General features: G+C 71.6%; 20 protein-coding genes. 7 read left to right on the forward strand and 13 right to left on the reverse strand.

Translation table 11 applies throughout. From position 1 onward, the window contains the following. Positions 1-181: 181 nt before the first annotated feature. The gene (locus ABJI51_RS35050; RefSeq protein WP_348955389.1) at positions 182-1,408 is read left to right on the forward strand and encodes an HNH endonuclease signature motif containing protein; all 1,227 of its coding nucleotides are present in this window, start codon (positions 182-184) and stop codon (positions 1,406-1,408) included. 426 nt (positions 1,409-1,834) lie between these two features. On the opposite strand, the gene ABJI51_RS35055 is transcribed toward ABJI51_RS35050, so the two are convergent. Genes ABJI51_RS35055 through ABJI51_RS35075 form a run of 5 tightly spaced genes read right to left on the reverse strand, consistent with a single transcriptional unit; the run spans position 1,835 to position 5,600 of the window. Further along, on the reverse strand, positions 1,835-2,206 hold the full coding sequence (locus ABJI51_RS35055) for a VOC family protein (protein WP_348955390.1): 372 nt from the start codon (positions 2,204-2,206) through the stop codon (positions 1,835-1,837). Continuing rightward, the gene (locus ABJI51_RS35060; protein ID WP_348955391.1) at positions 2,200-3,111 is read right to left on the reverse strand and encodes an SMP-30/gluconolactonase/LRE family protein; all 912 of its coding nucleotides are present in this window, start codon (positions 3,109-3,111) and stop codon (positions 2,200-2,202) included. The genes ABJI51_RS35055 and ABJI51_RS35060 overlap by 7 nt, the downstream gene beginning before the upstream one ends. Positions 3,112-3,121: 10 nt before the next feature. Continuing rightward, the gene (locus tag ABJI51_RS35065; RefSeq protein WP_348955392.1) at positions 3,122-3,778 is read right to left on the reverse strand and encodes a histidine phosphatase family protein; all 657 of its coding nucleotides are present in this window, start codon (positions 3,776-3,778) and stop codon (positions 3,122-3,124) included. Beyond that, positions 3,778-4,851, reverse strand: coding sequence for a phosphotransferase family protein (locus ABJI51_RS35070; RefSeq protein ID WP_431605692.1), 1,074 nt, complete (start codon positions 4,849-4,851; stop codon positions 3,778-3,780). Before ABJI51_RS35070 ends, ABJI51_RS35065 begins: the two co-directional genes overlap by 1 nt. Beyond that, on the reverse strand, positions 4,848-5,600 hold the full coding sequence (locus ABJI51_RS35075; protein ID WP_348955393.1) for an SDR family oxidoreductase: 753 nt from the start codon (positions 5,598-5,600) through the stop codon (positions 4,848-4,850). Before ABJI51_RS35075 ends, ABJI51_RS35070 begins: the two co-directional genes overlap by 4 nt. 374 nt (positions 5,601-5,974) lie before the next feature. Between ABJI51_RS35075 and ABJI51_RS35080 the strand changes: the two genes are divergently transcribed. Then, positions 5,975-6,904: a hypothetical protein gene (locus ABJI51_RS35080; protein ID WP_348955394.1), complete on the forward strand. Its 930-nt coding sequence runs from the start codon at positions 5,975-5,977 to the stop codon at positions 6,902-6,904. Positions 6,905-6,910: 6 nt separating this feature from the next. On the opposite strand, the gene ABJI51_RS35085 is transcribed toward ABJI51_RS35080, so the two are convergent. After that, positions 6,911-8,545, reverse strand: a complete 1,635-nt coding sequence (locus tag ABJI51_RS35085) for an acyl-CoA synthetase (protein WP_348955395.1) — start codon at positions 8,543-8,545, stop codon at positions 6,911-6,913. Positions 8,546-8,711: 166 nt separating this feature from the next. Between ABJI51_RS35085 and ABJI51_RS35090 the strand changes: the two genes are divergently transcribed. After that, the gene (locus tag ABJI51_RS35090; RefSeq protein ID WP_348955396.1) at positions 8,712-10,400 is read left to right on the forward strand and encodes a bifunctional 3'-5' exonuclease/DNA polymerase; all 1,689 of its coding nucleotides are present in this window, start codon (positions 8,712-8,714) and stop codon (positions 10,398-10,400) included. Positions 10,401-10,439: 39 nt separating this feature from the next. Here ABJI51_RS35090 and ABJI51_RS35095 read toward each other — a convergent pair whose 3' ends face one another. From ABJI51_RS35095 to ABJI51_RS35110, 4 genes are all read right to left on the reverse strand, one after another. Continuing rightward, positions 10,440-12,212 (reverse strand): sialidase family protein, encoded by a 1,773-nt coding sequence (locus tag ABJI51_RS35095; protein WP_348955397.1) that lies wholly within the window; start codon positions 12,210-12,212, stop codon positions 10,440-10,442. 114 nt (positions 12,213-12,326) lie between these two features. Then, on the reverse strand, positions 12,327-16,169 hold the full coding sequence (gene hrpA, locus ABJI51_RS35100; RefSeq protein ID WP_431605696.1) for an ATP-dependent RNA helicase HrpA: 3,843 nt from the start codon (positions 16,167-16,169) through the stop codon (positions 12,327-12,329). Positions 16,170-16,337: 168 nt separating this feature from the next. After that, complete coding sequence (locus ABJI51_RS35105) at positions 16,338-16,460, reverse strand: hypothetical protein (RefSeq protein WP_348955399.1); 123 nt, start codon at positions 16,458-16,460, stop codon at positions 16,338-16,340. 20 nt (positions 16,461-16,480) lie between these two features. After that, positions 16,481-17,644, reverse strand: a complete 1,164-nt coding sequence (locus ABJI51_RS35110; RefSeq protein ID WP_348955400.1) for a lactate 2-monooxygenase — start codon at positions 17,642-17,644, stop codon at positions 16,481-16,483. A gap of 85 nt (positions 17,645-17,729) precedes the next feature. On the opposite strand from ABJI51_RS35110, the gene ABJI51_RS35115 reads away from it, so the two are divergent. Beyond that, positions 17,730-18,890: a saccharopine dehydrogenase family protein gene (locus ABJI51_RS35115; protein WP_348955401.1), complete on the forward strand. Its 1,161-nt coding sequence runs from the start codon at positions 17,730-17,732 to the stop codon at positions 18,888-18,890. Between the two features lies 1 nt (position 18,891). On the opposite strand, the gene ABJI51_RS35120 is transcribed toward ABJI51_RS35115, so the two are convergent. Further along, the gene (locus tag ABJI51_RS35120; RefSeq protein WP_348955402.1) at positions 18,892-19,731 is read right to left on the reverse strand and encodes an SDR family oxidoreductase; all 840 of its coding nucleotides are present in this window, start codon (positions 19,729-19,731) and stop codon (positions 18,892-18,894) included. After that, the gene (locus ABJI51_RS35125; protein ID WP_348955403.1) at positions 19,718-21,190 is read right to left on the reverse strand and encodes a flavin-containing monooxygenase; all 1,473 of its coding nucleotides are present in this window, start codon (positions 21,188-21,190) and stop codon (positions 19,718-19,720) included. Before ABJI51_RS35125 ends, ABJI51_RS35120 begins: the two co-directional genes overlap by 14 nt. A gap of 66 nt (positions 21,191-21,256) precedes the next feature. Here ABJI51_RS35125 and ABJI51_RS35130 point away from each other — a divergent pair, with 66 nt between their 5' ends. From ABJI51_RS35130 to ABJI51_RS35140, 3 genes are all read left to right on the forward strand, one after another. Further along, complete coding sequence (locus ABJI51_RS35130) at positions 21,257-21,847, forward strand: TetR/AcrR family transcriptional regulator (RefSeq protein ID WP_348955404.1); 591 nt, start codon at positions 21,257-21,259, stop codon at positions 21,845-21,847. Positions 21,848-22,077: 230 nt separating this feature from the next. After that, a complete protein-coding gene (locus ABJI51_RS35135) occupies positions 22,078-22,905 on the forward strand; it encodes a chitosanase (RefSeq protein WP_348955405.1) in 828 nt (275 codons plus the stop codon). Between the two features lie 56 nt (positions 22,906-22,961). Beyond that, a complete protein-coding gene (locus ABJI51_RS35140; protein ID WP_348955406.1) occupies positions 22,962-23,549 on the forward strand; it encodes a L,D-transpeptidase family protein in 588 nt (195 codons plus the stop codon). Here ABJI51_RS35140 and ABJI51_RS35145 read toward each other — a convergent pair. Next, a complete protein-coding gene (locus ABJI51_RS35145; RefSeq protein ID WP_348955407.1) occupies positions 23,539-24,525 on the reverse strand; it encodes a PHP domain-containing protein in 987 nt (328 codons plus the stop codon). The genes ABJI51_RS35140 and ABJI51_RS35145 overlap by 11 nt on opposite strands.

Genomic DNA, 24,525 nt, shown 5'->3' on the forward strand with positions numbered 1-24,525 from the left:
GATACCCGGCTCCGCCGCGCCGTCGGCTGCCGGTCAGAGCCACAGAGGGAGGCCGTCCTGGCTTTCAGCCGCTGACATGTTCGCCAGAACTGGTTGTCTTGGCCTTACATCCCCGTTGGTCCATTGTGGACTACCCGATCGTGTGATGATGTTCGAACGCGTGTTCGGCTAACGTGGGGGCATGGCCGACACCGGGCAGACCTCAGCAGCGTGGCAGCTCTCCGACGAGCAGCTCGCCACAGCACTGTGCGCTGCCGAGAAATCTCTCCGGGCCGCGTACGCCCGGCACCTGGACCTGGTGGCCGAGGCCGAGCGGCGAGGCCTGGGACGTGCCTCCGGCTGCCGGGACACCGCAGGATTCCTGGTCAGTGCTTCGCGTCTGTCCTGGGATGACGCCCGGACCCGGGTTGTCCTGGCCACCACGGAATTCGCTGGAGTACGGGCCGCCCTGGCCGCTGGGGACATCAGCCCCGATCACGCGCTGGAGATCGTCAAGGTCCTGCGGCAGGCTCCCGCCACGCTGTCGGTGGGACGGCTGGCCTCGGATGAGGTGACGTTGCTGGAGCTGGCACGGCAGGCGATCCCGTCGACTGTGCGGAAAGCCGGGCAGCGTCTGCTGGCCTACTGGGACCTCGACAGCAAAGAACCCACGGCTCGGGAGCACGAGCTGGCCCGGCCACGACGGGAATTCCGCTACTGCTGGACCCGCGACGGACGGATGAAGTTCTCCGGCGAATTCGACCCCGAAACCGGCCGCCTCGCCGAAGACCTCTTCATCCCCCTGGCCAAACCCGACCCGGCGGACGAGCACGGCAACCCCGACCCCCGCACCCTGTCCCAGCGGCAGGGAGACGCGGTCGCGGCGATCTTCGACCTCGCCGCCCGCGCCGACAGCCTCCCCGTCAAAGCCGGGGAACGCGCCGTCGCCACCGTGACGATCCGCCATGAGGACCTGCTGCGCGACTCCGGGCTGGTCACCCTCGACGACGGCCGGGCTGTGCCGGTCTCGCAGCTACGGCGGTGGCTGTGCGACGCCAAGATCTACCCCGCCGTCCTCGGCGGCGAAGGCCAGGTCCTCGACCTCGGCAGATCCGCCCGCACCGCCACCCCCGCCCAGCGACGAGCCCTCGCCATCCGGGACCGGGGCTGCACCCGCCCGGGCTGCCCACGGGGCCCGAAATGGACCACACCCCATCACGTGATCTTCTGGGCCACCCAAGGCGGCAAAACCAACATCAACGACCTCGCCCTCGTCTGCGAACGCTGCCACCAGCTCATCCACCACGGAGGCTGGGACATCCAAATCCACCACGGGGTCGTGTACTGGGTGCCCCCGGCCTGGGTCGATCCCCAGCGAAGACCCATCCGCAACACCGCCCACGACCCACCCCAACACCAAGCAGCCTGACCGGCCGGGACGGCCGAGACACCAACCGGTGCCTCGGCCACCCGGCATGCCTACAGTTTGGTGTCGAATTCCAGCATGGCGCTGTTGACAACATCGGGCCGCGAAGGCCAGCGGCGGGCCACCCTTTTGCCCTGCGCCCCTGGTCTCGCTGGGCAGCGTCGCTCAACAGGGCCGGAGAATGTTGTTCACAGCATCCGGCCCCAGCCGGGGGCAAGAACTCCCCCGCCTCGATCGCTCGCGTCGGCAGATTGCGTTCCTGATCCCGCCGGTGCGAGGTAGCGCTCGTGGAAACTCTCGGCCATGCCGCGGGCGTTCCCGGACGAGCGCTCGTCACCGGTGCCTCCCCTGGCCCGGAGCTGGTCCTCGCCCGCTAACTGATCCAGCGTGCCGCTCGGCACGGCCCATCCGTCCCGCCGGTCGTCGCAGTCACGGCACCACTTCGGCGAGGCCGATCAGGTTGCCCTCACTGTCGCGGAACCACGTCGCCCGCTCGCCCCGGCCCTTGCTCGGGTAGTTGCCCTCGATCTCGACGACGTCACTCTCGAACACGACCCCGCGTTCCTGCAACGCCGACACCGTCGCGTCGAGGTCGTCCACATAGAACGCCACCTGGGTGAAGGACCCGTCGGAGACCCCGGTCGACGCGTACAGGCAGAACACGCCCGACGCGCCTTCGTACCTCAGGCCGCCTTCGCGTTCCTCGACCGGCTCCAAGCCCAGCTTCTCGCGATACCAGCGCCGGGCCCGGTCGAGGTCCTGGGTCGGCAGGCGGGCTTCGAACCGAAACCTGGTCAGCACGACGTCACCGCCACCGCGTTCTCCTCCAGCGACCCGAAGTACAGCTTCCCCTGCCACTCCCGGACCCCCACGAGCATGTGGAATCCGGGGATCTCGCCGCGGAAGGAGCGGGACACCGTTCCGTCCGCCGCCACTCCCAGCACCCCCACCTCGCGGCCCGGCCTTGGCTGGAGTGACGTCGGCAGCGCACGGATTCCCGCGCGCAGGAACGGCGGCAGCCGGCGGGCCACGTCCAGCGCCGCCACCCGGGGCGATGCCTGGGTGATCCAGATCAGCCCGTCCGTTCCGGTCGAGATGTTGTCCGGGAAGCCCCACAGGTCGTCGGCCAAGACGTCGGTGCGACCGTCCGAAAGCCACACGCGGGATACCCGGAACGCGCCCGTTTCCGCCACCGCCACGAACGACTCGTCCGGGGCCAGTGCCACGCCGTTCGCGAACTGGAGGCCGTCGCGCAGCAGGTCGATCGTGCCGTCCGGGGACCTGCGCAGCAGGCGGCCGCCCGCCGTCTGCTCGATCAGGTCGTCGCGCCAGTTGTCGATGCCGAAGCGGCGGGACGAATCCGTGAAGTACACCGTCCCGTCCGAGGCCACCGCCGCGTTGTTGCAGAACACGAAGTCCAGTCCCAGCGCCGACGTCGCCAGCACCGACGGCGTGCCGCCCGCCAGCGGCACCACCAGCAGGCCCGCCCGCGCGTCGCAGATCAGCAGCTCGTCCTCGCCGTACAGCTCCAGGCCCAGCGGGCGGCCGCCCGTGTCGGCGATGACGTCGATCCGGCGCCCGTCCGGAGACAGGCGCAGGATCCGGCCGTCGTCGACGCCGGTGTAGATCCGGCCTTCGCCGTCGACCACGACGTCCTCCGGGCCGTGGCCGTTGACCGGCAGGAGCGTGACCTCGCCGAACCGCATCGGGTGCCTCCTAGCGATAGGTGAGCAGCTGGGCCGCGTCGGCCTCGAAGTGCGGGTGCTCGTTGAACGACAGCAGGGTGACGCCGCCGCGGCCGGACACCAGCTTCGTGATCCCGCCGTTGACCGTGACGCGGTTGAGCTTGAGCAGCCCGGCTTCGGGCGTGCCCATCAGCAGGCCGCAGATCGTGGCTATCACGCCGCCGGAGGTGAACACGACCGCGTGCTCGCCCTTGCCCAGCGACGCGACCAGATCGGCGAGCGCGTTCCGGCAGCGGGCGAGGAACGACGGCCACGTCTCCGCGCACGGCCCGGCGGCCCCCGCCGACGTCCACGCCGTCAGCGCCGCGTCGAGCACCCCCTGGTACGCCCGGGAATCCTCCTGCGGCGCGCCGCCGGCGTGGTACCGGGCGATGTCGACGTGGTCGTACTCGTTCCAGCGTGGGTCCTCGACCACCGGGACGTCGGTGCCGAGCACCTTCAGCGCCGTCGCCGCGGTGTCGCGCTGCCGCGCCAGCGTGCCCGACAGGATCCGGCTGAAGGACACCTCGCGCCGCAGCAGTTCCGCACCGACCACAGTGGACTGCTCGAAGCCGCGCGGGGACAGCGCGTCGTAGTCGGCCGCGCCGAACGACGCCTGCCCGTGCCGGACCAGGTAGATCGCGCCCACTACGGCCGCCCCTTCGCGATGATCGCGCGGCAGCGCCGGTCCAGGTAGCCGACGAACTGCCAGAAGTCCTTGAACGCCGGGTTGCGCGTGGCGCCGTCGCGGTAGCGGCGGTACAGCTGCTGGAGCACCGCGGCGAGCCGGAACAGCCCGTAGACCTCGTAGAACCGCCAGTCGCCGATGTCGAGGCCGGTCTTCTCGGCGTAGCGCGCGACGAACTCCTCGCGCGTGAACATGCCGGGCAGGTGCGTCGGCTGGCGGCGGCTCGCGTGCATGGCGTCGTCGTCATCGGCCTGCACCCAGTAGGCCAGCATGCTGCCCAGCTCCATCAGCGGGTCGCCGAGCGTGGCCAGCTCCCAGTCGAGGACGCCGGTGATGTTCAGCGTGCGCGGGCCGTCGAGCACCAGGTTGTCGAGCCGGTAGTCGTTGTGGATCAGGCAGATCTTCACTTCGGCGGGCTGGTTGTCCGCCAGCCAGGTGCGCACCTCGGCGAAGTCGCCGACGTCGTCCGTGCGCGCCGCGACGTACCGCTGCGACCACCCGCGGATCTGCCGCTCGACGTAGCCGGTCCCCTTGCCGAGATCGGTCAGCCCGGCCCGTTCGACGTCGACGGCGTGCAGGTCCACCAGCCGGTCGACGACCCTGCCGGACAGCTCGCGGGCCTGCTCCGCGGTCAGCGTCATGCCGTCGGGCAGGTCGCCGCGCAGGATCAGGCCGTCGAGCTTCTCCATGACGTAGAAGTCGCCGCCGAGCACCGCGGGGTCGTCGCCGAACGCGACCATCCGCGGCACGTACGGGAACACCGGCGCCAGCGCGTGCTGCACGCGGTACTCGCGGCGCATGTCGTGCGCCGAGGCGGCCTTGTGGCCCGCGGGCGGGCGGCGCAGGATCAGCTCGCGATCGGGGTAGGTCAGCAGGTACGTCAGGTTCGACGCGCCGCCGGGGAACTGCCGGACCTGCGGCGGCTCGTCCCCCAGCCCCTCGACCTTCCCGCACAGCCAGGCGTGTACGGCGGCCGAGTCGAAGGCGTCCTCCGTTCGGACCTCTACAGTGCTGTTGATGACGCTGCTGTTCATGCGAACTTCCGCAGCAGGCCACCGGGGACGAGGCGCATGACGACGCTCAGCGGCACCCACGGCCACGCCGGGACGTAAGCGCGGGCAGGCTCCGCCTCGATTGCCTTGGCCAGCGCTTTCGCGCCGTGTTCGGCCTTGGCCAGCAACGGGTTCCGGCCCGCCCGGTCGTTCATCTCCGACTCGATGTAGCCGGGCCGCACGTCGGTGACGGCGATGCCCTTCGGCTTCAGCTCGATCCGGGCGCCGTCGACGAATGCCGAGATCCCGGCTTTCGACGCGGCGTACGCGGTCAGGTTGCCCGGGAAGCCGCGCAGCGCGCTGAACGACGAGATCACCGCGAGGTGCCCGGCGCCCTGGGCCCGGAAGATGCCGGCGGCGGCCTCGATCTGCGCCGCGGCGGCGACGAAGTTGACTTCGAGGGTCTGGCGGTTGGCGTCGAACCGGCCCTTGCCGACCGGCTGCCCCTTTCCGAGCCCGGCGTTCACAATCACCCGGTCGAGGGAGCCCAGGTCGGCGCGGAACTCCTCGAAGACGGCGAACACGCGGTCGTGGTCGGTGACGTCCAGGGTGCGCGTGACGACCTTGATCCCGGGGTGCGCCGCGGTCAGCTCGGCGGCGAGCTTCTCCAGCCGCTCGGTCCGCCGCGCGCACAGCGCCAGGTTGCGCCCCTTCGCCGCGAACTGCCGGGCCATGCCTTCGCCCAGGCCACTGCTGGCACCGGTGATCAGGATGTTCTTCCGGAGCGTCATGCCCGGGATGCTACCCGGAGGTACTACCCGGCAGTAATAAAGAGCCGGTGGCCCGGCGCTGGGGGCGTCGCCGGGCCACCGGTCATCGCGCGGCCACACCGGCCGGTCGCACAACGCGGCCGGGTGAACCGGAGCCGGAACCGTTTTCACGGCCGGTACCGCCCGCACCCGGATGGGCCGTGAGGGGAGGCGGGGCCACCGGCGCGGGCAAGTCATACAAGCGCGTCCGCCCAGGCCGGGGCAATGGTTCACAGTTGCCAGTACTAGCCCGTTCGCCCGAGTGATCTCGGCGAACAGGCCCGCTGAGGACGGCCGGGATGCTGCTAACGTGCTCGTGTCGGAGCGTCGGGGGACGGCACGGGGCGGAATCAGCAATGGCGGGCAGCACGGCGGGTGACGGCCGGGAGGGTGAGCGCACCGCATTCGCGACGCAGCTGCGTGCGGCCATTGCCGGCAGCGGGTTGTCGCTCGACCGGATCCAGGCGCGGCTGCGGGCCCGCGGCGTCGTCGTCAGCGTCACCGCGCTCAGCTACTGGCAGTCGGGCAAGCGCCAGCCGGAACGCCAGAGCTCGCTTTCGGCGGTCCGCACGCTCGAAGAGATCCTCGGCGTGCCCGCCGGGTCCCTGCTCGGCCTGCTGCCGCCACCCCGGCCGCGTGGCGGCGCCGGACGGCGGCACGGCGGCGGGGAAACCCTGGCGTTCCCGCGCGAGGTGCTCCAGCCGCTGCTGGACAAGGTGGGCGCGCCGCACGCACTCGACCGCGCGCACCCGCTGAAGCTGGTCGGCCTGCACGACCTGTGCGAGATCGCCGCGGACGGCGGCCAGCGCGCGGTGACGGCGCGGGCGGTGCTCCAGTCGGCCGCCGACGGCCAGGACCGCTGGCTGCTGGTCTACACCCAGGACGACCCGGCGGCGGGCCCGCCGCAGCTGCACGCGGTGCGCAACTGCCGGGTCGGCCGCTGCGAGGTCGACGAGGCGCACGGCCTCATCGTCGCGGAACTGGTCTTCGACCAGCCGATCGACCGGGGCGAGACGCACCTGATCGAGTACACGCTGACCAACAGCGGGCCGCCGTACCCGGAGTGCCGCAACACCCACTATCGCGAGTTCCGCCGCCAGGTGCGCGAGTACCTGCTGGAGGTCCGCTTCGATCCCGGCTCGGCACCGGAGCGCTGCTGGCAGTACTCCCGCAACGGCACGACGGGCACGGTCAGCCGCCGCCGGCTCAGGCTCGACGGCGAGGGTGGCGTGCACGCGGTGGCCCTGGACTTCGGCCCCGGTGTGTTCGGCATCGACTGGGACTGAGAGCGCTCAGGACAGCTTGGTGCGCAACACCTTCCCGGTGGCGTTGCGCGGCAGCTCGTCGAGGAACTCGACGTCCCGTGGCACCTTGTACCGCGCCAGGTTCGCCTTGACGTACTCGCGGACCTCGTCGGCGTCCAGCGAGGACCCCTCGGCCCGCACCACGAACGCCTTCAGCCGCTGCCCGAACTCCGGGTCCTCGACGCCGATCACCGCCGCCTCGATCACGTCCTCGCGCTCGACCAGGAGGTTCTCCACCTCGATCGGGAACACGTTCTCGCCGCCGGAGACGATCATCTCGTCGTCGCGGCCGTCGATGAACAGCAGGCCGTCTTCGTCGAAGTGGCCGACGTCGCCGCTGGAGAGCAGGCCGTCGATGATCTCCTTGTGGCGGCCGTCGGTGTAGCCGCCGAAGCTGAGCCCGCTGCCGACGAACACCCGGCCGGTCACGTTCGGCTCGGTGATCCTGCGGCCCTTTTCGTCGTACAGCGCCACCTTGCAGCCGACCGGCGGGCGGCCGACCGTGCCGGGGGCCTTCGCCCAGTCCTCCGGCGTCGCGACGGTCGCCACGGCCACCTCGGTCGAGCCGTAGAGGTTGTGCACCACCGGGCCGAACGCCTCGGTGGCCCGGTTGCCGAGGTCCGGCGACAGCGCCGAGCCTGCCACGAAGATGATCCGCAGCGACGACGTGTCGTACTTTTCGCGGACCCCCTTCGGCAGGTCGACGATGCGCTGCAGCATGGTCGGCACCAGCACGAGCGCGGTGCAGCGGTGCTCGGCCACGCCGCGCAGCGCCTCCTCGGGGCTGAACTTCCGGCGCATCACGACCTTCGAGCCGAGCGCGAAGGACAGGATGAACTGCGAGAGCCCGGTGCCGTGGAACAGCGGCGCGCCCATGTACGTGGCCTCGTTGGCGCGCAAGGGGATCCGGTCGAGGAACTGCGCCGACGCCAGTGCCGAGGTGTGCGGCCGCGGCGCGCCCTTCGGCGTGCCGGTCGTGCCGCTCGTCAGCAGCACGAAACCGCCCGGCTTGGCCGGCGCGGGCCACGGCCGGTCGTCGGTGCTGGCGATGATCTCGCTGAGCACCGGCACGTCCCGGTCGGTCAGGTCGCTGCCGGGCTCCACCCAGGCGAGGTAGCGGTCGACGTCTTCGCCGATCGCGTCGAGCAGGCCGGTGAACTCCTGGTCGTACACCAGCGCCGAGACGCCTTCGCGCTTGGCGACGTCGGCCAGCTGCGGCTTCGCGAAGCCGGTGTTCATCAGCAGCAGGCGGACGCCGAGCTTGCCCGACGCGGCCATCGTGAGCACCAGGCCGCGGTGGTCGCGGCAGAGCGCGGCGACGACCTGGCCGGGTTCGATCCCGCGCTCCGACCACGCCCTGGCCAGCGCGTTCGACTGGTCGTCCAGCTGCTTGTAGGTGAGCGGGCCCAGCTCGTCGACGATGCCGACGGCGGTCGGGTCGCGGCGGGCGGAGATGTGGTTCGCGCCGGCGAACGGGCCGAACTTCCGCAGCGCGACCAGCGAGCGGAGGCCCTCGTCGACCCGGGGGAAGGGCACGAGGCCCGCCCGCCGCATCACGTCGACGCTGCGCACCGTCTCGGTCACCTTGTCCGCCACCTGCGTGGCGAGCTCGGCCAGGCTCATCCAAGCACCTCCGTTGCTGCGGGAAGAGTGCCCACGCCGACGGCGGGCGTACCGGCGGTATGGGAGCTACTGGAGAGTAAACCAACCTGCGCCGAACGCACCAGCCACGCGTGCTCCCGAACTTGCCGGCCACAAAACTGTCGGTGCCGATCGGCACAATGTCTTCGTGCTGGTGATCGCGGGGCGGGAGGAGGACGGGAGCTTCACGGTGCATGCCCGTGACCAGGCGGTGACGGGCCTGGACGAGGCGGGTTTCGTGGCACGGGCGCGCGAGCTGGAGGCGTCGCTCGAGCCGCGGTGGGTGTTCCCCTCGGTCGAGACGACGTACCCGGTGCTGCTGGCGGGCGGGCTGCGGGTGCGCCGGTGTCACGACCTCGCGCTGGCGGAGGGGCTGCTGCTGGCGTACGAGGGCCGCGAGGAGCAGTCGCGGAGCCTGCGCGCGGCCTGGGCCAGGGCGAACGGCGAGGAGCCCCCGCCGGACACGGCGGCGGTCGAGCTGGCGCAGCCGACGTTGTTCGAGACGCGCGTGCCGACGCTGCCCGAGGGCGTGACGGTCGTCACGGCGGTCCGGCGGGTGCTCGCGGAGCAGGAGCGGCGGGTCGCCGCGGCCGAGCACCCGGACCGGCTGCGGCTGCTGCTGGCCGCGGAGTCGGCGAGCGCGCTGGCCGCGGCGGAGATGTCGGCCGACGGGCTGCCGTGGCGGGCGGACGTGCACGAGGCGCTGCTGGCGTCGCGGCTGGGCCCACGGGTGCCGCCGGGGCAGCGGCCGAAGGCGCTGGTCGAGCTGGCGGCGAAGATCAGCGAGGCCTTCGGCGGGCGGCCGGTCAACCCGGACTCGCCACCGAGCGTGGTCCGGGCGCTGGCCCGCGAGGGCATCGAGGTCCCGGCGGCGCGGAAGTACCTGCTGAAGGGCATCGACCACCCCGCGGTCGCGCCGCTGCTGGAGTACAAGGAGCTGGCGCGGCTGTTCACCGCGAACGGCTGGGCGTGGCTCGACGAGTGGGTGTCCGGCGGGCGGTTCCGGCCGCACTACGTCGTCGGCGGGGTCGTGTCCGGGCGGTGGGCCAGCCGCGGTGGCGGGGCACTCCAGATCCCGAAGGTGCTGCGCACCTGCGTCCGGGCGGATCCGGGCTGGAAGCTGGTGGTGGCGGACGCGGCCCAGCTGGAGCCGCGGGTGCTCACGGCACTGTCGGGCGACCGGCGCCTGGCCGACGTCGCGGCGGCGACGGACCTGTACGCGCGCCTGGGTGAGGCGCTGTTCTCGGGCGCCCGCTGGGTCCCGGCGGCGAACGACGACCGCGACGACCGTGCCCGCGCGAAGATCGCGATGCTGTCGGCCATGTACGGCGGCACGTCCGGTGAGGCGGGGCCGCTGCTGGGCCTGCTGCGCCAGCGTTTCCCGGACGCGGTGTCCTATGTGGAGCGTGCGGCGCAGGCGGGTGAGCGCGGCGAGCGCGTCCGGTCACGGCTGGGCCGGACGTCCCCGGCGCCGTCGGCGGCGTGGCGCGCCCTGACGGGCGGCCTCGCCTCGGACGAAGCCGCCGAGCTGAAGGCCCGCCGCGCCTCGCGCGGCTGGGGCCGCTTCACGCGGAACTTCGTGGTCCAGGCGAGCGCGGCCGACATGACGGCGGTGATGCTCGCGACGCTCCGCCGGCGCCTCCCGGCCCCGGCTCACCTGGTGTTCTTCCAGCACGACGAGGTCATCGTGCACACCCCGGCCGAGCTGGCAGGCGAGGTGTCGGCCGCGATCACCGACAGCGTGACGGAGGCGGCGAGAATGCTGTTCGGCCCGGCCTGCCCGGTCCGCTTCCCGATGCAGACGGCCGCGGTCGACAGCTACGCCGACGCGAAGTGACCCGTGCCGGCCGCTCCCCCGGCCGGCACGGGCCGTGCATCACGGGAACATCGGCAGGGTCTGCGTTCCGACGTCCTGGTTCGGCAGGGTGCGGCCCGGGTTGCCGCGGAAGTCGGTCCAGCACGGGTGGAGCCGGAAGTCGGCGCCGACCGCTGCCGCGGTGTAGTCGCCGATGAACACGCCCTGCAGTTCCTTGCCCGTCACCGCGCCGGTCGAGACGAACTGGACCTGCGGGTTCGCCGTCTGCGTCGTGATGCGCCGGATCGGTGCCGCGCCCACGGCGCCGCCCCAGCCGGTCGCGTACGCGTAGTCGAGCCCGATGCCGCCCGGGTCGTACGCACGCGTGTAGAACGTCACCACCACGCGTCCGGCCAGCGCCGCGACCGCCGGGAACACCTCGTCGGCGCCCGTGCCGATCTTCACCGGCGCCGACCAGCCGTGCCGTCCGTCGGAGCCGCTGAGGAACGCGTCGCCGTTCGTCTTCACCGAGTCGCCGTCGCGGTAGACGCCGTTGCGGTCGTCGGCCCAGGTCACCCACAGGTGGTCGGTGACCCGGTCGTAGGTCAGCTGCGGGAAGCTGTTGACCCGGAAGTTCTCGCCGGTCAGCGCGTTGTTGGCGACGTCTTCGTCGACCGGGAAGTCGAAGTCGAGCGCCACCTCCGTGTGCCGGAACGTCCGGCCGCCGTCGCGCGAGGTCGCCACGACGACCGCGTCGTGGTCGGCAGGCTGGTCGCACGCGGCCGTCGCGCAGACCGACGTCTCGTAGGCGATCTGGAGCGTCCCGTCGCGGGTGACCACCGGGTTCGAGCCGCTGCCGAACGGCGTGATCCCGCCGTGGAAACCGGTCAGCGACGGCGAAACGCGGCGCATCGGCGACCACGTCCGGCCGGAGTCGGTCGACTTCGACAGCACGATCGGCGACTCGGTGAACTGGCCGTCGGCGTCGTAGGTGAACTGCGTCCAGGTTACGTAGACCTCGCCGGTCACCGGGTCGGCGGCAATCCATTCCTTGTCGTTGAAGATGTTCGTCGGTGTCGGCGTGCCCGCCGGGGTCACGCCGTCGAGGTGCAGGATCGCCGGGTCGCCGAAGCTGCGCCCACCGTCGTGGGACACGGACACGGCGATCCCGCTGGCGAGCTGCTGGTCGTCCGGCACGGCGGCCCGGCTGAACACCAGCGTCGCGTAGTAGACGGTGTTGTGCGGCCCGAACGCGACGGCCGGATCCCCGGCGGCGTCCATATAGGACAGTGGCGCGGCGGCGCCGGTCGGGTAGTCCAGGTGCGGCAGCTGGACGTTCGTCCAGGTCCGCCCGCCGTCGAACGAGGTGTAGGCGAAACCGCCGGAGTCGTTGCGCGACTCGCGGGTGTTGTACAGCCGGTAGTCGTTGGCGCCGGCGACGATGTTGCGCGGGTTCTCCGGGTTGACGGCGATGGTGGTTTCGTTCTGGGCAGTGCTGCAGCCGGTCTGGCTGCCGGTCGGGACGATGGTGTCCCCGTCGATGACGTCGGTGTTCGGCGCGAGCGGCCGGTAGGGGTTCGGCTTGCCGATGTAGGTCTGGCAGAGCGCGGACAGCGCGGGATCGTCGCCGTCCTCCTCTTCCTCCTCGGCAAAGCGTTCCTTGAGCAGCGGATTGGGAACGTCGTGCCGCGGCTCGCCGTCGATCTTGTGCTTGCCATGCCCGGAATCCACGGGCGGCGGCGAACCCCCGGCCGAGGCATACGCGGCGGGCGCGAGCACACCGGTGAACGGCAGCAGAAGCGCAGCGCAGGCAATGGCGATTCTTCGCTTGGCGGACGAAACACCCAAGGACATCGGACGGTCCTTTCCCAGGAGGGTCTCCAGCCGCCCCAGGCTTGACGCCCGCCCGTCCCCGGTCAACCGACGGAAGTTCGAAGCCGGACATACCGGCACCACCGCCGCATAACGTCAGGCGAGGGCGTCGTCGATGGCCTTCGTGATCCGCTTCAGCGACACCGGATGCGCTGTTCCCAGCGTCTGGGCGAAGAACGAAACCCGCAGTTCCTCGATCATCCACCGGACTTCGTTCAACGCCGGTGACGACGTGCCCGGCGGCAGCGTCGCCAGTGCGTCCGCGTACTCCCCGGTGATCCACGCGATGTCCGCCGTGCGCTGGAGGTCGCGGGTCGGCTCGGTCGGCAGTTTCTCCAGCCTCCGCGAGATCCCTTGCAGGTAGCGCACCACGTGCCGCAGCCGTGAAGCGCCCGTGGCCGTCACGAAACCCGGGTAGACCAGGCCGTCGAGCTGGGCGCGGATGTCCGACAGTGACTCCGCCGGGCCGCGGGCCGAGGTCAGCTGGACCTCGACGTCGTTCGCCGCGCGGAGGATCTTCTCCACCTCCGTCAGGACGTCCAGGATTGCCGGGTTCAGGCCTTCGCGGACCTTGGCCAGCAACGCCTGGAAGCCCGCTTCGTCCCAGGCCGGGCCGCCTGCCGCCGTCATCAGGGCGTCCACCGCGCAGTCGACGCAGTCCTCCAGCAGCGCCGCGACGCTGCCGTGCGGGTTGCGGTTGAGCACCAGCTTCGACGAGTTCGACAGCGAACGGGTGATGAACTTCATCGGCGAGTTCAGGTTCAGCCGCAGCATCCGCCGCGTGCCCGCCCACATCGCGTGCCGCTGCTCGGCCGGGGTGTCCAGCAGCCGGACCGCCACCGTCGCGCCCTCGTCGACCAGTGCCGGGTACGCCTTGACGTCGTGGCCGCGCTGCGTCGACTCGAACACCTTCGGCAGGGAACCGAACGACGGCTTCGTCAGCCCTGCCTTCTCCAGCGTGTTGGCCGCCTTCGAGATCGTCGCGCGGACCTTCGGAGCCAGCTTGCGTTGCAGCGCCTCGATGTCCTTGCCCTCGGCCACCTTCCGGCCGCGCTCGTCGACCACCCGGAACGTCATCTTCAGGTGCTCCGGCACCGACGACAGGTCCCAGTCCGCGTACGGCACCGTCACGCCGCGCAGCGCGCGCAGCTCGCGGCCCAGCACCTCCAGCAGCGGACCGTCCGAAGGGGACACTCGCGAAAGGACTTCACGGGCGGTGTCCGGGGCCGGGACGAAGTTGCGGCGCAACGCCTTCGGCAGCGACTTGATCAGCTGCGTCACCAGCTCGGCGCGCAGGCCCGGCACCTGCCAGTCGAACCCGTCGGGGGTGACCTGGTTCAGCACCGGCAGCGGGACGTGCATCGTGACGCCGTCGGCGTCCGCGCCCGGCTCGAACTGGTAGGTCAGCTTGAAGACCTGTGTGCCCTGGGTCCACGAGTCCGGGTAGTCCGACTCGAGGACACCACCCGCGGACTCGTTGATGAGCATGGACTTTTCGAACGACAGCAGGTCCGGGTCCGCGCGCTGCGCCTTCTTCCACCAGCTGTCGAAGTGCCGCACGGACACCACATCCGCCGGGACGCGGGCGTCGTAGAACTCGTACAGCGTCTGGTCGTCGACCAGGATGTCGCGCCGCCGGGCCCGGTTTTCCAGGTCCTCGACCTCTTCCAGCAGCGCCCGGTTCTCGGCGAAGAACTTGTGCCGGGTCTGCCAGTCCCCCTCGACCAGCGCGTGCCGGATGAACAGCGCGCGCGACAGCTCCTGGTCGATCCGGCCGTAGTTGACGCGGCGGTCGGCGACCAGCGGGACGCCGTAGAGCGTCACCTTCTCCGTCGCCATCACCGCACCCTGCTTGCGTTCCCAGTGCGGTTCGGAATAACTGCGCTTGACGACGTGCTGGGCCAGCGGCTCGACCCACTCGGGCTCGATGCGGGCGTTGACCCGCGCCCACAGCCGCGACGTCTCGACCAGCTCGGCCGACATCACCCAGCGCGGCTGCTTCTTGAACAGCGCCGAGCCGGGGAAGATGCCGAACCGGGCGCCGCGCGCGCCCAGGTAGTCGCCCTTCGCCGGGTCCTTGAGCCCGATGTGCGACAGCAGCCCGACGATCAGCGACGTGTGCACGCGCTGCGGGTCGGCCGGTGTCGTGTTCAGCGAGATGCCGAGCGGTTTCGCCAGCTGGCGCAGCTGGCTGAAGATGTCCTGCCATTCGCGCAGCCGCAGGTAGTTCAGGTACTCGGTGCGGCACATCCGGCGGAACTGGTTGCCGGACAACGCCTTCTGCTGCTCGGCGACGTACTCCCACAGGTTCAGGTAGGCGAGGAAGTCCGACGTCGGGTCGGCGAACCGCGCGTGCTGGGCGTCCGCCGCCTGCTGCTTGTCCGCGGGCCGCTCGCGTGGGTCCTGAATGGACAGTGCGGCGGCGATGATCATGACTTCGCGGACGCAGCCGTTCTTCGCCGCCTCCAGGACCATCCGGCCCATCCGCGGGTCGACCGGCAGCTGCGCGAGCTTGCGGCCAACGTCGGTCAGGCTGCGGTCGGTCACGCTGCGGTCGGACCCGGTGCTGGCGAACGCGCCCAGCTCCTGGAGCAGGCCGATGCCGTCGCTGACCTGGCGGCGGTCGGGCGGCTCGACGAACGGGAACGCCGCGATGTCGCCGAGGCCGAGCGAGGTCATCTGCAGGATGACCGACGCGAGGTTGGTCCGCAGGATCTCCGGATCGGTGAACTCGGGGCGGCTTTCGAAGTCCTCTTCGGAATAGAGCCGGATGCAGATGCCGTCGGACGTGCGGCCGCAGCGGCCCTTGCGCTGGTTCGCCGACGCCTGCGACACCGGTTCGATCGGCAGCCGCTGCACCTTGGTGCGGTGGCTGTAGCGGGAGATCCGCGCCGTGCCCGGGTCGACGACGTACTTGATGCCCGGCACGGTCAGCGACGTCTCGGCGACGTTCGTCGCGAGCACCACGCGGCGCCCGGTGTGCCGCTGGAACACGCGTTGCTGGTCGGCCGCCGACAGCCGCGCGTACAGCGGCAGGACCTCGGTGTTGCGCAGGTCGGCGCGGTTGAGCGCGTCGGCGGTGTCGCGGATTTCGCGTTCGCCGGAAAGGAAGACGAGGATGTCGCCGGGTCCTTCGGCGCACAGCTCCTCGACGGCGTCGAGGATGCCCTGGGTCTGGTCGCGCTCGTCGTCGCCATCGGGATCGTCGGGGTCGACGAGCGGGCGGTAGCGCACCTCGACCGGGTAGGTCCGGCCGGAGACCTCGACGATCGGCGCGTCGTCGAAGTGCTTCGAGAAGCGTTCCGGGTCGATCGTCGCCGAGGTGATGATGACCTTGAGGTCGGGGCGGCGCGGCAGCAGCTGCTTGAGGTAGCCGAGGATGAAGTCGATGTTGAGGCTGCGCTCGTGGGCCTCGTCGATGATCAGCGTGTCGTACTGGCGCAGCGAGCGGTCGGTCTGGATCTCGGCGAGCAGGATGCCGTCGGTCATCAGCTTGACCAGCGTGTCCTGGCCGGACTGGTCGGTGAACCGCACCTTGTAGCCGACGGTCTCGCCCAGCTCGGTCTTCAGTTCACTGGCGATCCGGTCGGCGACGGTGCGGGCAGCCAGCCGCCGCGGCTGGGTGTGCCCGATCTGGCCGCGGATGCCGCGGCCGAGTTCGAGGCAGATCTTCGGCAGCTGCGTGGTCTTGCCCGACCCGGTCTCCCCCGCGACGATGACGACCTGGTGCCGTTCGATGGCGGCCGCGATCTCGTCCTTGAGCTTGCTGACCGGCAGCTCTTCGGGATAGTCGATCTTGGGCACGCTGGCACGCCGCGCCTGCACCCGCAGCTCGGCGGCGTCGATGTCGGCGGCGATCTGCTGCAGGACGGCATCGCGGTTGCGGGCCTTGCGGGCACCGTCGAGCCGCCGGCGCAGCCGCAGCTCGTCGCGCGGCATCAGCTCGGGCAGGCGCGCACGCAGCGCGGCGAAGGGGGATGGCGTGGACATTCTCGGACCAAGGATAGCCGTGCGTGACGAACCGGGCTCCCGAATATCCGGCTTGCGTGACCGGGCGCACCTCCGGGGCGGCCCGAGCGCCCCAAGGCCACCTTGGGGCGCTGGGGCTCAGCTCTGGCCGGGCTGCTGCGGCGGCTGGCCCTGGACGGGCTGCTGCGGCTGCGGCGCCGCCTTGGCCCGGCCGGTGAGCACCGCGACGGCGATCAGCGCGAGGCCGGCGACGCCCAGCACGGAAATTCCGATTCGTTACCTCACGCCCGCTGCAGCGACTCCGGTCCCAGATCGGCCAGGCGGCGGTGCCCGGACAACCCCATCGTCAGGTCGAAGTCCGCCAGCAGGCTGCGCAGCACGTGCCGGACGCCTTCCTCGCCCGCGTGGGCCAGGCCGTACACCCACGGGCGTCCCACCAGTACCGCGCGGGCTCCGAGGGCCAGGGCCTTGAGGACGTCCGCTCCCGTGCGGATGCCCGAGTCGAACAGCACCTCCATGCGGTCGCCCACCGCCGACACGATGCCCGGCAACGCCTCCAGTGCCCCGATTGCGCCGTCCACCTGGCGGCCTCCGTGGTTGGACACCACGATTCCGTCCATGCCCGCCTCCGCCGCGCGGCGGGCGTCCGCCACGTGCTGGATTCCCTTCAGGACGATCGGGCCGTCCCAGTGCTCGCGCAGGAACGGCAGCTGGTCCCACGTGCGGTCCGTTCCGGTCACCAGGCCGATCCAGCGCAGGATCGCCATCGTCGGGTCCTCCTCCGGCGTCTTCTCCAGCAGGCCGCGGAACACCGGGTCGGTGAACGGGACCGCGCAGCCGTCGCCGCGCAGGAACGGCAGGTACGCCTGGTCCAGGTCGGACGGCCGCCACGCCAGGGTCCACGTGTCCAGCGTGACCACCAGTGCCGTGTAGCCCGCCTTCTTCGCCCGGTCCAGCAGGCTCGCGCACACGTCCGTGTCGCCCGGCCAGTACAGCTGGAACCAGCGCGGACCCTCGCCATTCGCCGCGGCGACGTCTTCGATGCTCGTCGACGACGCCGTCGACAGGATGAACGGCAGGCCCAGTGACGCCGCCGCGCGCGCCGTCGCCGGCTCGGCGTCCGGGTGGACGATCGACTGGACGCCCACCGGGGCGACGGCCACCGGGGCGGGCAGGCGGGTGCCGAGCACCGTCGTGGCCAGGTCGCGGTCGGTCGCGCCGGTCAGCATGCGGGGCACGATGCGCCAGCGGTCGAACGCCTCGCGGTTGGCGCGCGCGGTCGCGCCCGACCCCGCCGCGCCCGCGACGTAGGAGAACGGCCCGGCCGCCATGATCTCGCGGGCCGAGGACTCCAGCTTCGTCGCGTCGGTCGAGCACGGCGGCAGCTGACCACCGAGTCCCTGCAGGTAGAGCTCGTTCTGGTAGCTGCCGAAGCGTTCGGTCACGGGTGCCTCCTCGCCGTCGAGGGGGACTGTACCCGCCGGTAGCCACACCCGGCACGGGATGTGACCGGCGGGTAACCTGAGCGACATGCGCACCTATGACGTGGTCCTGTTCGGCGCCACCGGGTTCACCGGCGGCCTGACCGCCGAGTACCTGGCGCAGCACGCGCCCGCGGGCCTGCGCTGGGCGCTGGCCGGGCGCAACCGCGGCAAGCTCGAAGCCGTCCGGGCGCGGCTGGCGGCGATCGACGACCGGCTCGGCACGCTCGACCTGCTCGTCGCCGACTCCGGCGACCCGGCTTCGCTGCGGGCGGTCGCGGAAGCCACGAAGGTCGTGATCACCACCGTCGGCCCGTACCTGACGCAGGGCGAGCCGCTGGTCGCCGCGTGCGCCGAGGCGGGCACCGACTACGTCGACCTCACCGGCGAGTCCGAGTTCGTCGACCGGATGTACCTCGCGCACGACCGGCGTGCCCGCGAGACCGGCGCGCGGCTGGTGCACGCGTGCGGGTTCGACTCGATCCCGCACGACCTCGGCGTGTGGTTCACCGTGCAGCAGCTGCCCGAAGGCGTGCCGCTGCAGGTGGACGGCTATGTCCGGGCCAGCGGGATGCCTTCGGGCGGCACGTTCCTCAGCGTCCTGACGATCCTGTCGCGGCTGCCGGCCGGTGCCCGCGTGGCCCGCGAGCGCGCGGCGGCCGAGCCGCGGCCCGCCGGACGGTTCACGAGGGCGCCGCTCGGCCGCCCGCACCGCGTTGCCGGGGCGGGCTGGTGGGCGGTGCCGCTGCCGACGATCGACCCCGAGGTCGTCCGCCGGTCGGCCGCCGCGTCGGAGCGCTACGGCCCGGACTTCACCTACCGGCACTTCGCCGCGGTGAAGCACCTGCCGGTGCTGGCGGGCGGCGCGCTCGGGCTCGGCGCGCTGTTCGCGGCGGCGCAGGTGCCGCCGGCCCGGCGCGGGCTGTCCCGGCTGCTGGCGCCCGGCAACGGCCCGAGCCCGCAGCGGCGCGCCCGGTCGTGGTTCTCGGTGCGGTTCGTCGGCGAGGGCGGTGGCTCGCGCGTGGTGACGGAGGTGTCCGGCGGCGACCCGGGCTACGACGAGACGGCGAAGATGCTGGCGGAGTCGGCACTCTGCCTGGCGCTGGACGACCTGCCGGAGACGGCGGGCCAGGTGACCCCGGCGACGGCGATGGGTGGCGCGCTCGTCGACCGGCTTACCAAGGCAGGCCTGCGGTTCGCGACGCTCTGAATCACTTGACCTGCGCCGAAATCCGCCTGACGTAGGCCGCACGGGCCACCGGGTCCAGCTCCCGCAGTGCCCGGTCGTCGCCGAGCAGGCGGCGCGCGAACGTCAGCACCGGCTCCGGCGTCACCGCCGCGAGCAGGTCCCAGCCGGCGAGCCAGCGCGGCACCGCCGTTTCCGCGCGGCGGGTGCGCAGTGTGCCGGCGATGGCGCGGGCGACGTCCTCGGGGTCCACTGTGGGCAGTGCGCCGCCCAGCCGGACGCCGGAGGCCAGCTCCGTGCGGACCGCGCCGGGCAGGACCGCGCTGACGCTCACCCCGGTCGCCGCGTACTCGCGCCGCACCGCCGCCGTCAGGCCGACCGCGGCGAACTTGCTCGCGTTGTACACCGCCATGCCCGGCAGCGGGATCTTGCCCGCCATCGACGCGACGTTGACGACGTGCCCGCGGCCGCGGCCGATCATCCCCGGCAGCACCGACCGCAGGCCGTGGACCAGGCCCTGCACGTTGACCTCCAGGGTGGTCCGCCCGACCGCGTCCGGCTCTTCGAGGAAGTCGCCGAGCGGCATCACGCCCGCGTTGTTGACCAGGACGTCGATCCGCCCGAACCGCTCGGTCACCGCCGCGGTGAACGCGTCGAAGGACGCGCGGACGGTGACGTCGAGCGGGAACGCGTGCACGCCGGGCACCTGCCCGGCGGGGGCGTGGTCGAGGTCGCCGACGCAGACCGTCGCGCCCCGCGCGGCGAACTCGGCGGCCGTGGCACGGCCGATGCCGCGCGCGCCGCCGGTGACGGCGACGACCGCGCCGCGCACGCCGATCGCCGGGTAGCGGTCACCGGTGCGCATGCACCCTCCCGATCTCGTAGTCGGCTTCGGCGAAGGACCCCACCTGCGCCCGCAGCCGCCCGGTGGAGAACGGCCAGCTGAAACTGTTGCGGCCGTTGCCGTCGGTGTAGTAGCTGGAGCAGCCGCCGGACTGGTAGACCGTGCCCGGCAGGGCCGCCTGGACCTCGGCGTTGAACGCCGCCTGGACCTCGGGCCGGACCGACAGCGACGCCCAGCCCGAACGCAGGGTGCGGGTCACCGCGGCGACGGTGTGCCGCAGCTGTGCCTCCAGGATCATGAACGCCGAGCTGTGCCCGGTGCCGAGGCTCGGGCCGAGCAGCAGGTAGAGGTTGGGGAAGCCGGCGACCGTCGTGCCGAGGTAGGCCTGCGGGCTGCCCTGCCAGTGGTCGTCGAGGCTGCGGCCGTCGGCGTCGAACACGCGCGCCGACACCGGCATGTCGAGGATGTGGAAGCCGGTGCCGAAGATGATCGCGTCGACCTCGGCCGACGTCCCGTCGGCGCCGAGCACGCGATGGCCTTCGACCGCCCGCACCGCGGTCGGATGAACGTCCACAGTGGACGCCGTAAGGGAGCGGTAGTACGTATTCGACATCAGCAGGCGCTTGCAGCCGAGTGTGTAGTCCGGCGTCAACGCCGCCCGCAGCGCGGGATCCCGGACCGCCAGGCGCAGGTGTGCCAGGCCGATCTTCTGCACCTGCCGCAGCAGCCACGGATGCCGGAAGCCGAAGCCGAGCGTCTCCATCGCGCCGTATTCCGCGCTGCGCAACGCCCGCTGCAGGGCCGGGAACCGCCGGAGCAGGAACCGTTCGACGCCCGGGACGGGGTGGTCCGGCTTCGGCAGCACCCACTGCGCGGTGCGCTGGAACAGGTGCAGGCGGCCGACGCGCGGCACGATCTCGGGGACGAACTGCACCGCGGACGCGCCGGTGCCGACCACCGCGACGCGCTTGCCGGTCAGGTCGTAGCCGTGGTTCCAGCGCGAGGAGTGGAAGACCTCGCCGGGAAAGTCCTTCAGCCCGGGCAGATCCGGGATCTTCGGCTCGTGCCACGGCCCGGTGCCCGCGACGAGGATCCGGGCGGAGTAGGGCCCCTGCGACGTCTCCAGCTCCCACCGGGACTCCCCGGCGTTCCACTGCGCACGCGTCACCTCGACGCCATACCGGATCTTGCCGGTGACGCCGAAGCGCTCGGCCGTGTCCTGCAGGTAGGCCCGGATCTCGGCCTGGCCGGCGAACGCCCGCGACCACTGCGGGTTGGGCGCGAAGGAGTACGAGTACAGCGCGGACGGGACGTCGCAGGCGCAGCCGGGATAGGTGTTGTCGCGCCAGGTCCCGCCGAGTGTGCCCGCCTTCTCCAGCACGGCGAGGTCGTCGACGCCGGACTGGCTGAGCCGGATGGCGGCACCCAGCCCCGACGCCCCGGCACCGATGACGAGGACCGCGAAGTGGCGTTGTTCCATTCTCGGAGACTAACAGTATTCGAATACCATCGGTACCCCAATCTCCGGGGTCGCTAGAGTTGCCCCATGGCCCGACTCACCCGCGCGGAAAGCCAGGCGCGCACGCGCGAACAGCTCGTCGAGACCGCCAAGCAGCTGTTCCTGCGCGACGGCTACTCGGTGACCTCGCTGGAGAAGGTCGCGGACGAGGCCGGGTACTCGAAGGGCGCGGTGTACTCGAACTTCCGCAACAAGGACGAGCTGTGCCTTGCCGTGCTCGACCGCATCCACGACGAGCAGGTCGCGCTGGTGGCGCAGGCACTCGAGGGCGCGGACGGGATCGACGGGCTGCTCGCGGCGTTCCAGACGTGGGCCGAGCGCAGCATCGGCGACGAGGCCTGGACGGCACTGGAGGTCGAGTTCGCCACGAACGCCCGGCGCAACCCGCACGTGCGCGCCGAGCTGGCGGACCGCGACAAGGCCATCCGCGACGCCATCGCGGGCCTGCTCACCGGGTACGCCGAGCGGTTCGGGATCACGCTGCCGATGCCTGCCGACGACGCCGCGACGGCGCTACTCAGCCTGGGCATCGGGCTCGGCGTGCAGCGCGCGATCGACCCGACGATCCCGGTGAGCGTGCTGCCGGACGTCATCCGCCTCTTCGCGGGCATCCGCTGACCGCACGCTGCGCCGGGCCCAGCCCCGGAATTCACTACATCCGCCGCCCCGGCCCAAGGCAACGTCCTTTCCGGACTCATCGCGGTGGTCTGGACCGTTCACGGACCTGAACGCTTTTCGCCTCTTGCCGAGCTTGCTGACCCTTCGCTACCGTGTCGCTACGCCGCAGCTCCACCCACACCACCGAAAACCCGCCGTGGACTTCCATGGCGTACGGGAAGGGTCTCCCCATGAGCAAGAAGTTGCGGCCGGTTCTCCTCGGCGCGGCCGCGGTCGCCGCCCTCGCGATCGGCACCCCCGCCTTCTCCGCCGCCGCACCCGCGCCGCTGAGCGCGTCCGTGCGCGCCACCGGGGACCTGGCGGCCCCGGCCAAGAAGGAAATCGCGATGAAGCTCGTGTCCAGCGCGGAAAACTCGTCGCTGGACTGGAAGGCGCAGTACAAGTACATCGAGGACATCGGCGACGGCCGCGGCTACACCGCGGGCATCATCGGGTTCTGTTCCGGCACCGGGGACATGCTCGAACTGGTCGAGGCCTACACCGACGCCGTGCCGGACAACCCGCTGGCGAAGTTCCTTCCCGCGCTGCGCAAGGTGAACGGCACCGACTCGCACGCCGGCCTCGGCACGCCGTTCGTCAACGCCTGGAAGCAGGCCGCGGCGACCAGCGCGTTCCAGACGGCGCAGAACAACGAGCGCGACCGCGTCTACTTCAACCCGGCCGTGAACCAGGGCAAGTCCGACGGCCTGAGCACGCTCGGCCAGTTCATCTACTACGACGCCATCGTCATGCACGGCCCCGGCACCAGCACCGACAGCTTCGGCGGCATCCGCCGGACGGCGATGCAGAAGGCGAAGACCCCGGCACAGGGCGGCAACGAAACGACCTACCTCAAGGCGTTCCTCGACGCCCGCAAGGTCGTCATGAAGAAGGAAGAGGCGCACGCCGACACCTCGCGCGTCGACACCGAGCAGCTGAAGTTCCTCAACGAGGGCAACTTCGACCTGCACACCCCGCTGAAGTGGAAGGTGTACGGAGACTCGTACACGATCAACTGAAACCACGATCAACTGAAACCACCCGCGCCGCGCGTGGCGCCGTTACGCTTTCCGGCATGCCCAGGAAAGCATCCGGCGCCACGCCGTCCGCGGGCCAGGTGGTCCGCGTGGTCGCCGACCGGGCGGGCGCGGCCACCGCCGTCCTCACCACCTGGGAGCGCACCGGCGCCGGCTGGATCCGCGCGCACGGCCCGATCCCCGCGTACGTCGGGAAGAACGGCGTCGGGCAGGCGAGCGAGTCGACGTCCCGCACCCCGGCGGGGGTCTGGCCGCTGACCGAGGCGTTCGGCACCGAACCGGCGCGGACGCGGCTGCCCTACCGCACGGTCACCACCTCGGACTGGTGGGTCTCCGACGTGCGGTCCCCGTACTACAACACGCACTACTCGTGCGCGCCCGGCACGTGCCCGTTCGACGAGGCCGCCGGCGAGAACCTCGGCGAGGCGGGCCCGGTCTACGCACACGCCGTCGTCATCGACTACAACCGCACGCCAGTCGTGCCGGGCGCGGGCTCGGCGTTCTTCCTGCACGTCACCAACGGGCAGCCGACCGCGGGCTGCGTCGCGATCCCCGGCGCGGACCTCGCGGCGATCCTGCGCTGGCTCGACCCGGCCCGGCACCCGGTCATCGAGATCAGCGGCTGAGCAGCTCGTCGGCCGTGCGCGTGTTGATGATCCGCTCCGGCCCGATGCCCGCCTCGATCGCGCGCTCGCAGCCGTAGCCCAGCCAGTCCAGCTGGCCGGGCGCGTGCGCGTCGCTGTCGATGGCGAACTCGCAGCCGATCTCCGCGGCCAGCCGCAGCAGCCGCATCGGCGGGTCCAGCCGTTCCGGGCGCGAGTTGATCTCCACCGCCACGCCGCTCTCGCGGCACGCCGTGAACACCTTTTCGGCGTCGAACTCCGACTCCGGGCGGCCGCGCCCGACGACCAGCCGCCCGGTGCAGTGGCCCAGGACGCGCACGTGCGGGTTGCGGACCGCGGCGAGCATCCGGCGGGTCATGTCGCGCGCGGGCATCCGCAGCTTCGAGTGCACGCTCGCGACCACGAAGTCCAGCTGCCCCAGCAGTTCCTCCTCCTGGTCGAGGGAGCCGTCGTCGAGGATGTCGACCTCGATGCCGTGCAGCAGCCGGAACGGCGCCATCAGCTCGTTGGCCTTGGCGACGATCTGCATCTGCGTCCGCAGCCGGTCCGGCGACAGCCCGTTCGCCACGGTCAGCCGCGGCGAGTGGTCGGTCAGCACCATCCACTCGTGCCCGACGTCCCGGCCCGCGACGGCCATCTCGCCGATCGGGCTGCCGCCGTCCGACCAGTCCGAATGGGTGTGGCAATCACCCTTGAGCGCCGACCGCAGCGGCTCGCCGTCCGGCAGCTTCTTCTCGACGAGCTTGCCCCGGTACGCCGGTTCGCGCCCGGCCAGCACGTCCTCGATGACCCCGGCGGTGGCCTTCCCGATGCCGGGCAACGACGTCAGCGTGCCGTTCTCGGCCAGCCGGGCCAGCTGCTCGGCACCGGTCTTGTCGACGGTCGCGGCCGCGTTCCGGAACGCCCGCACGCGGTAGGTCGGCTCCCCCGCGCGTTCGAGCTGGAACGCGATCTCCCGCAACGCCCATGCCGGATCCAT

The organism is Amycolatopsis melonis, assembly GCF_040064235.1.
GTDB lineage: Bacteria > Actinomycetota > Actinomycetes > Mycobacteriales > Pseudonocardiaceae > Amycolatopsis > Amycolatopsis melonis.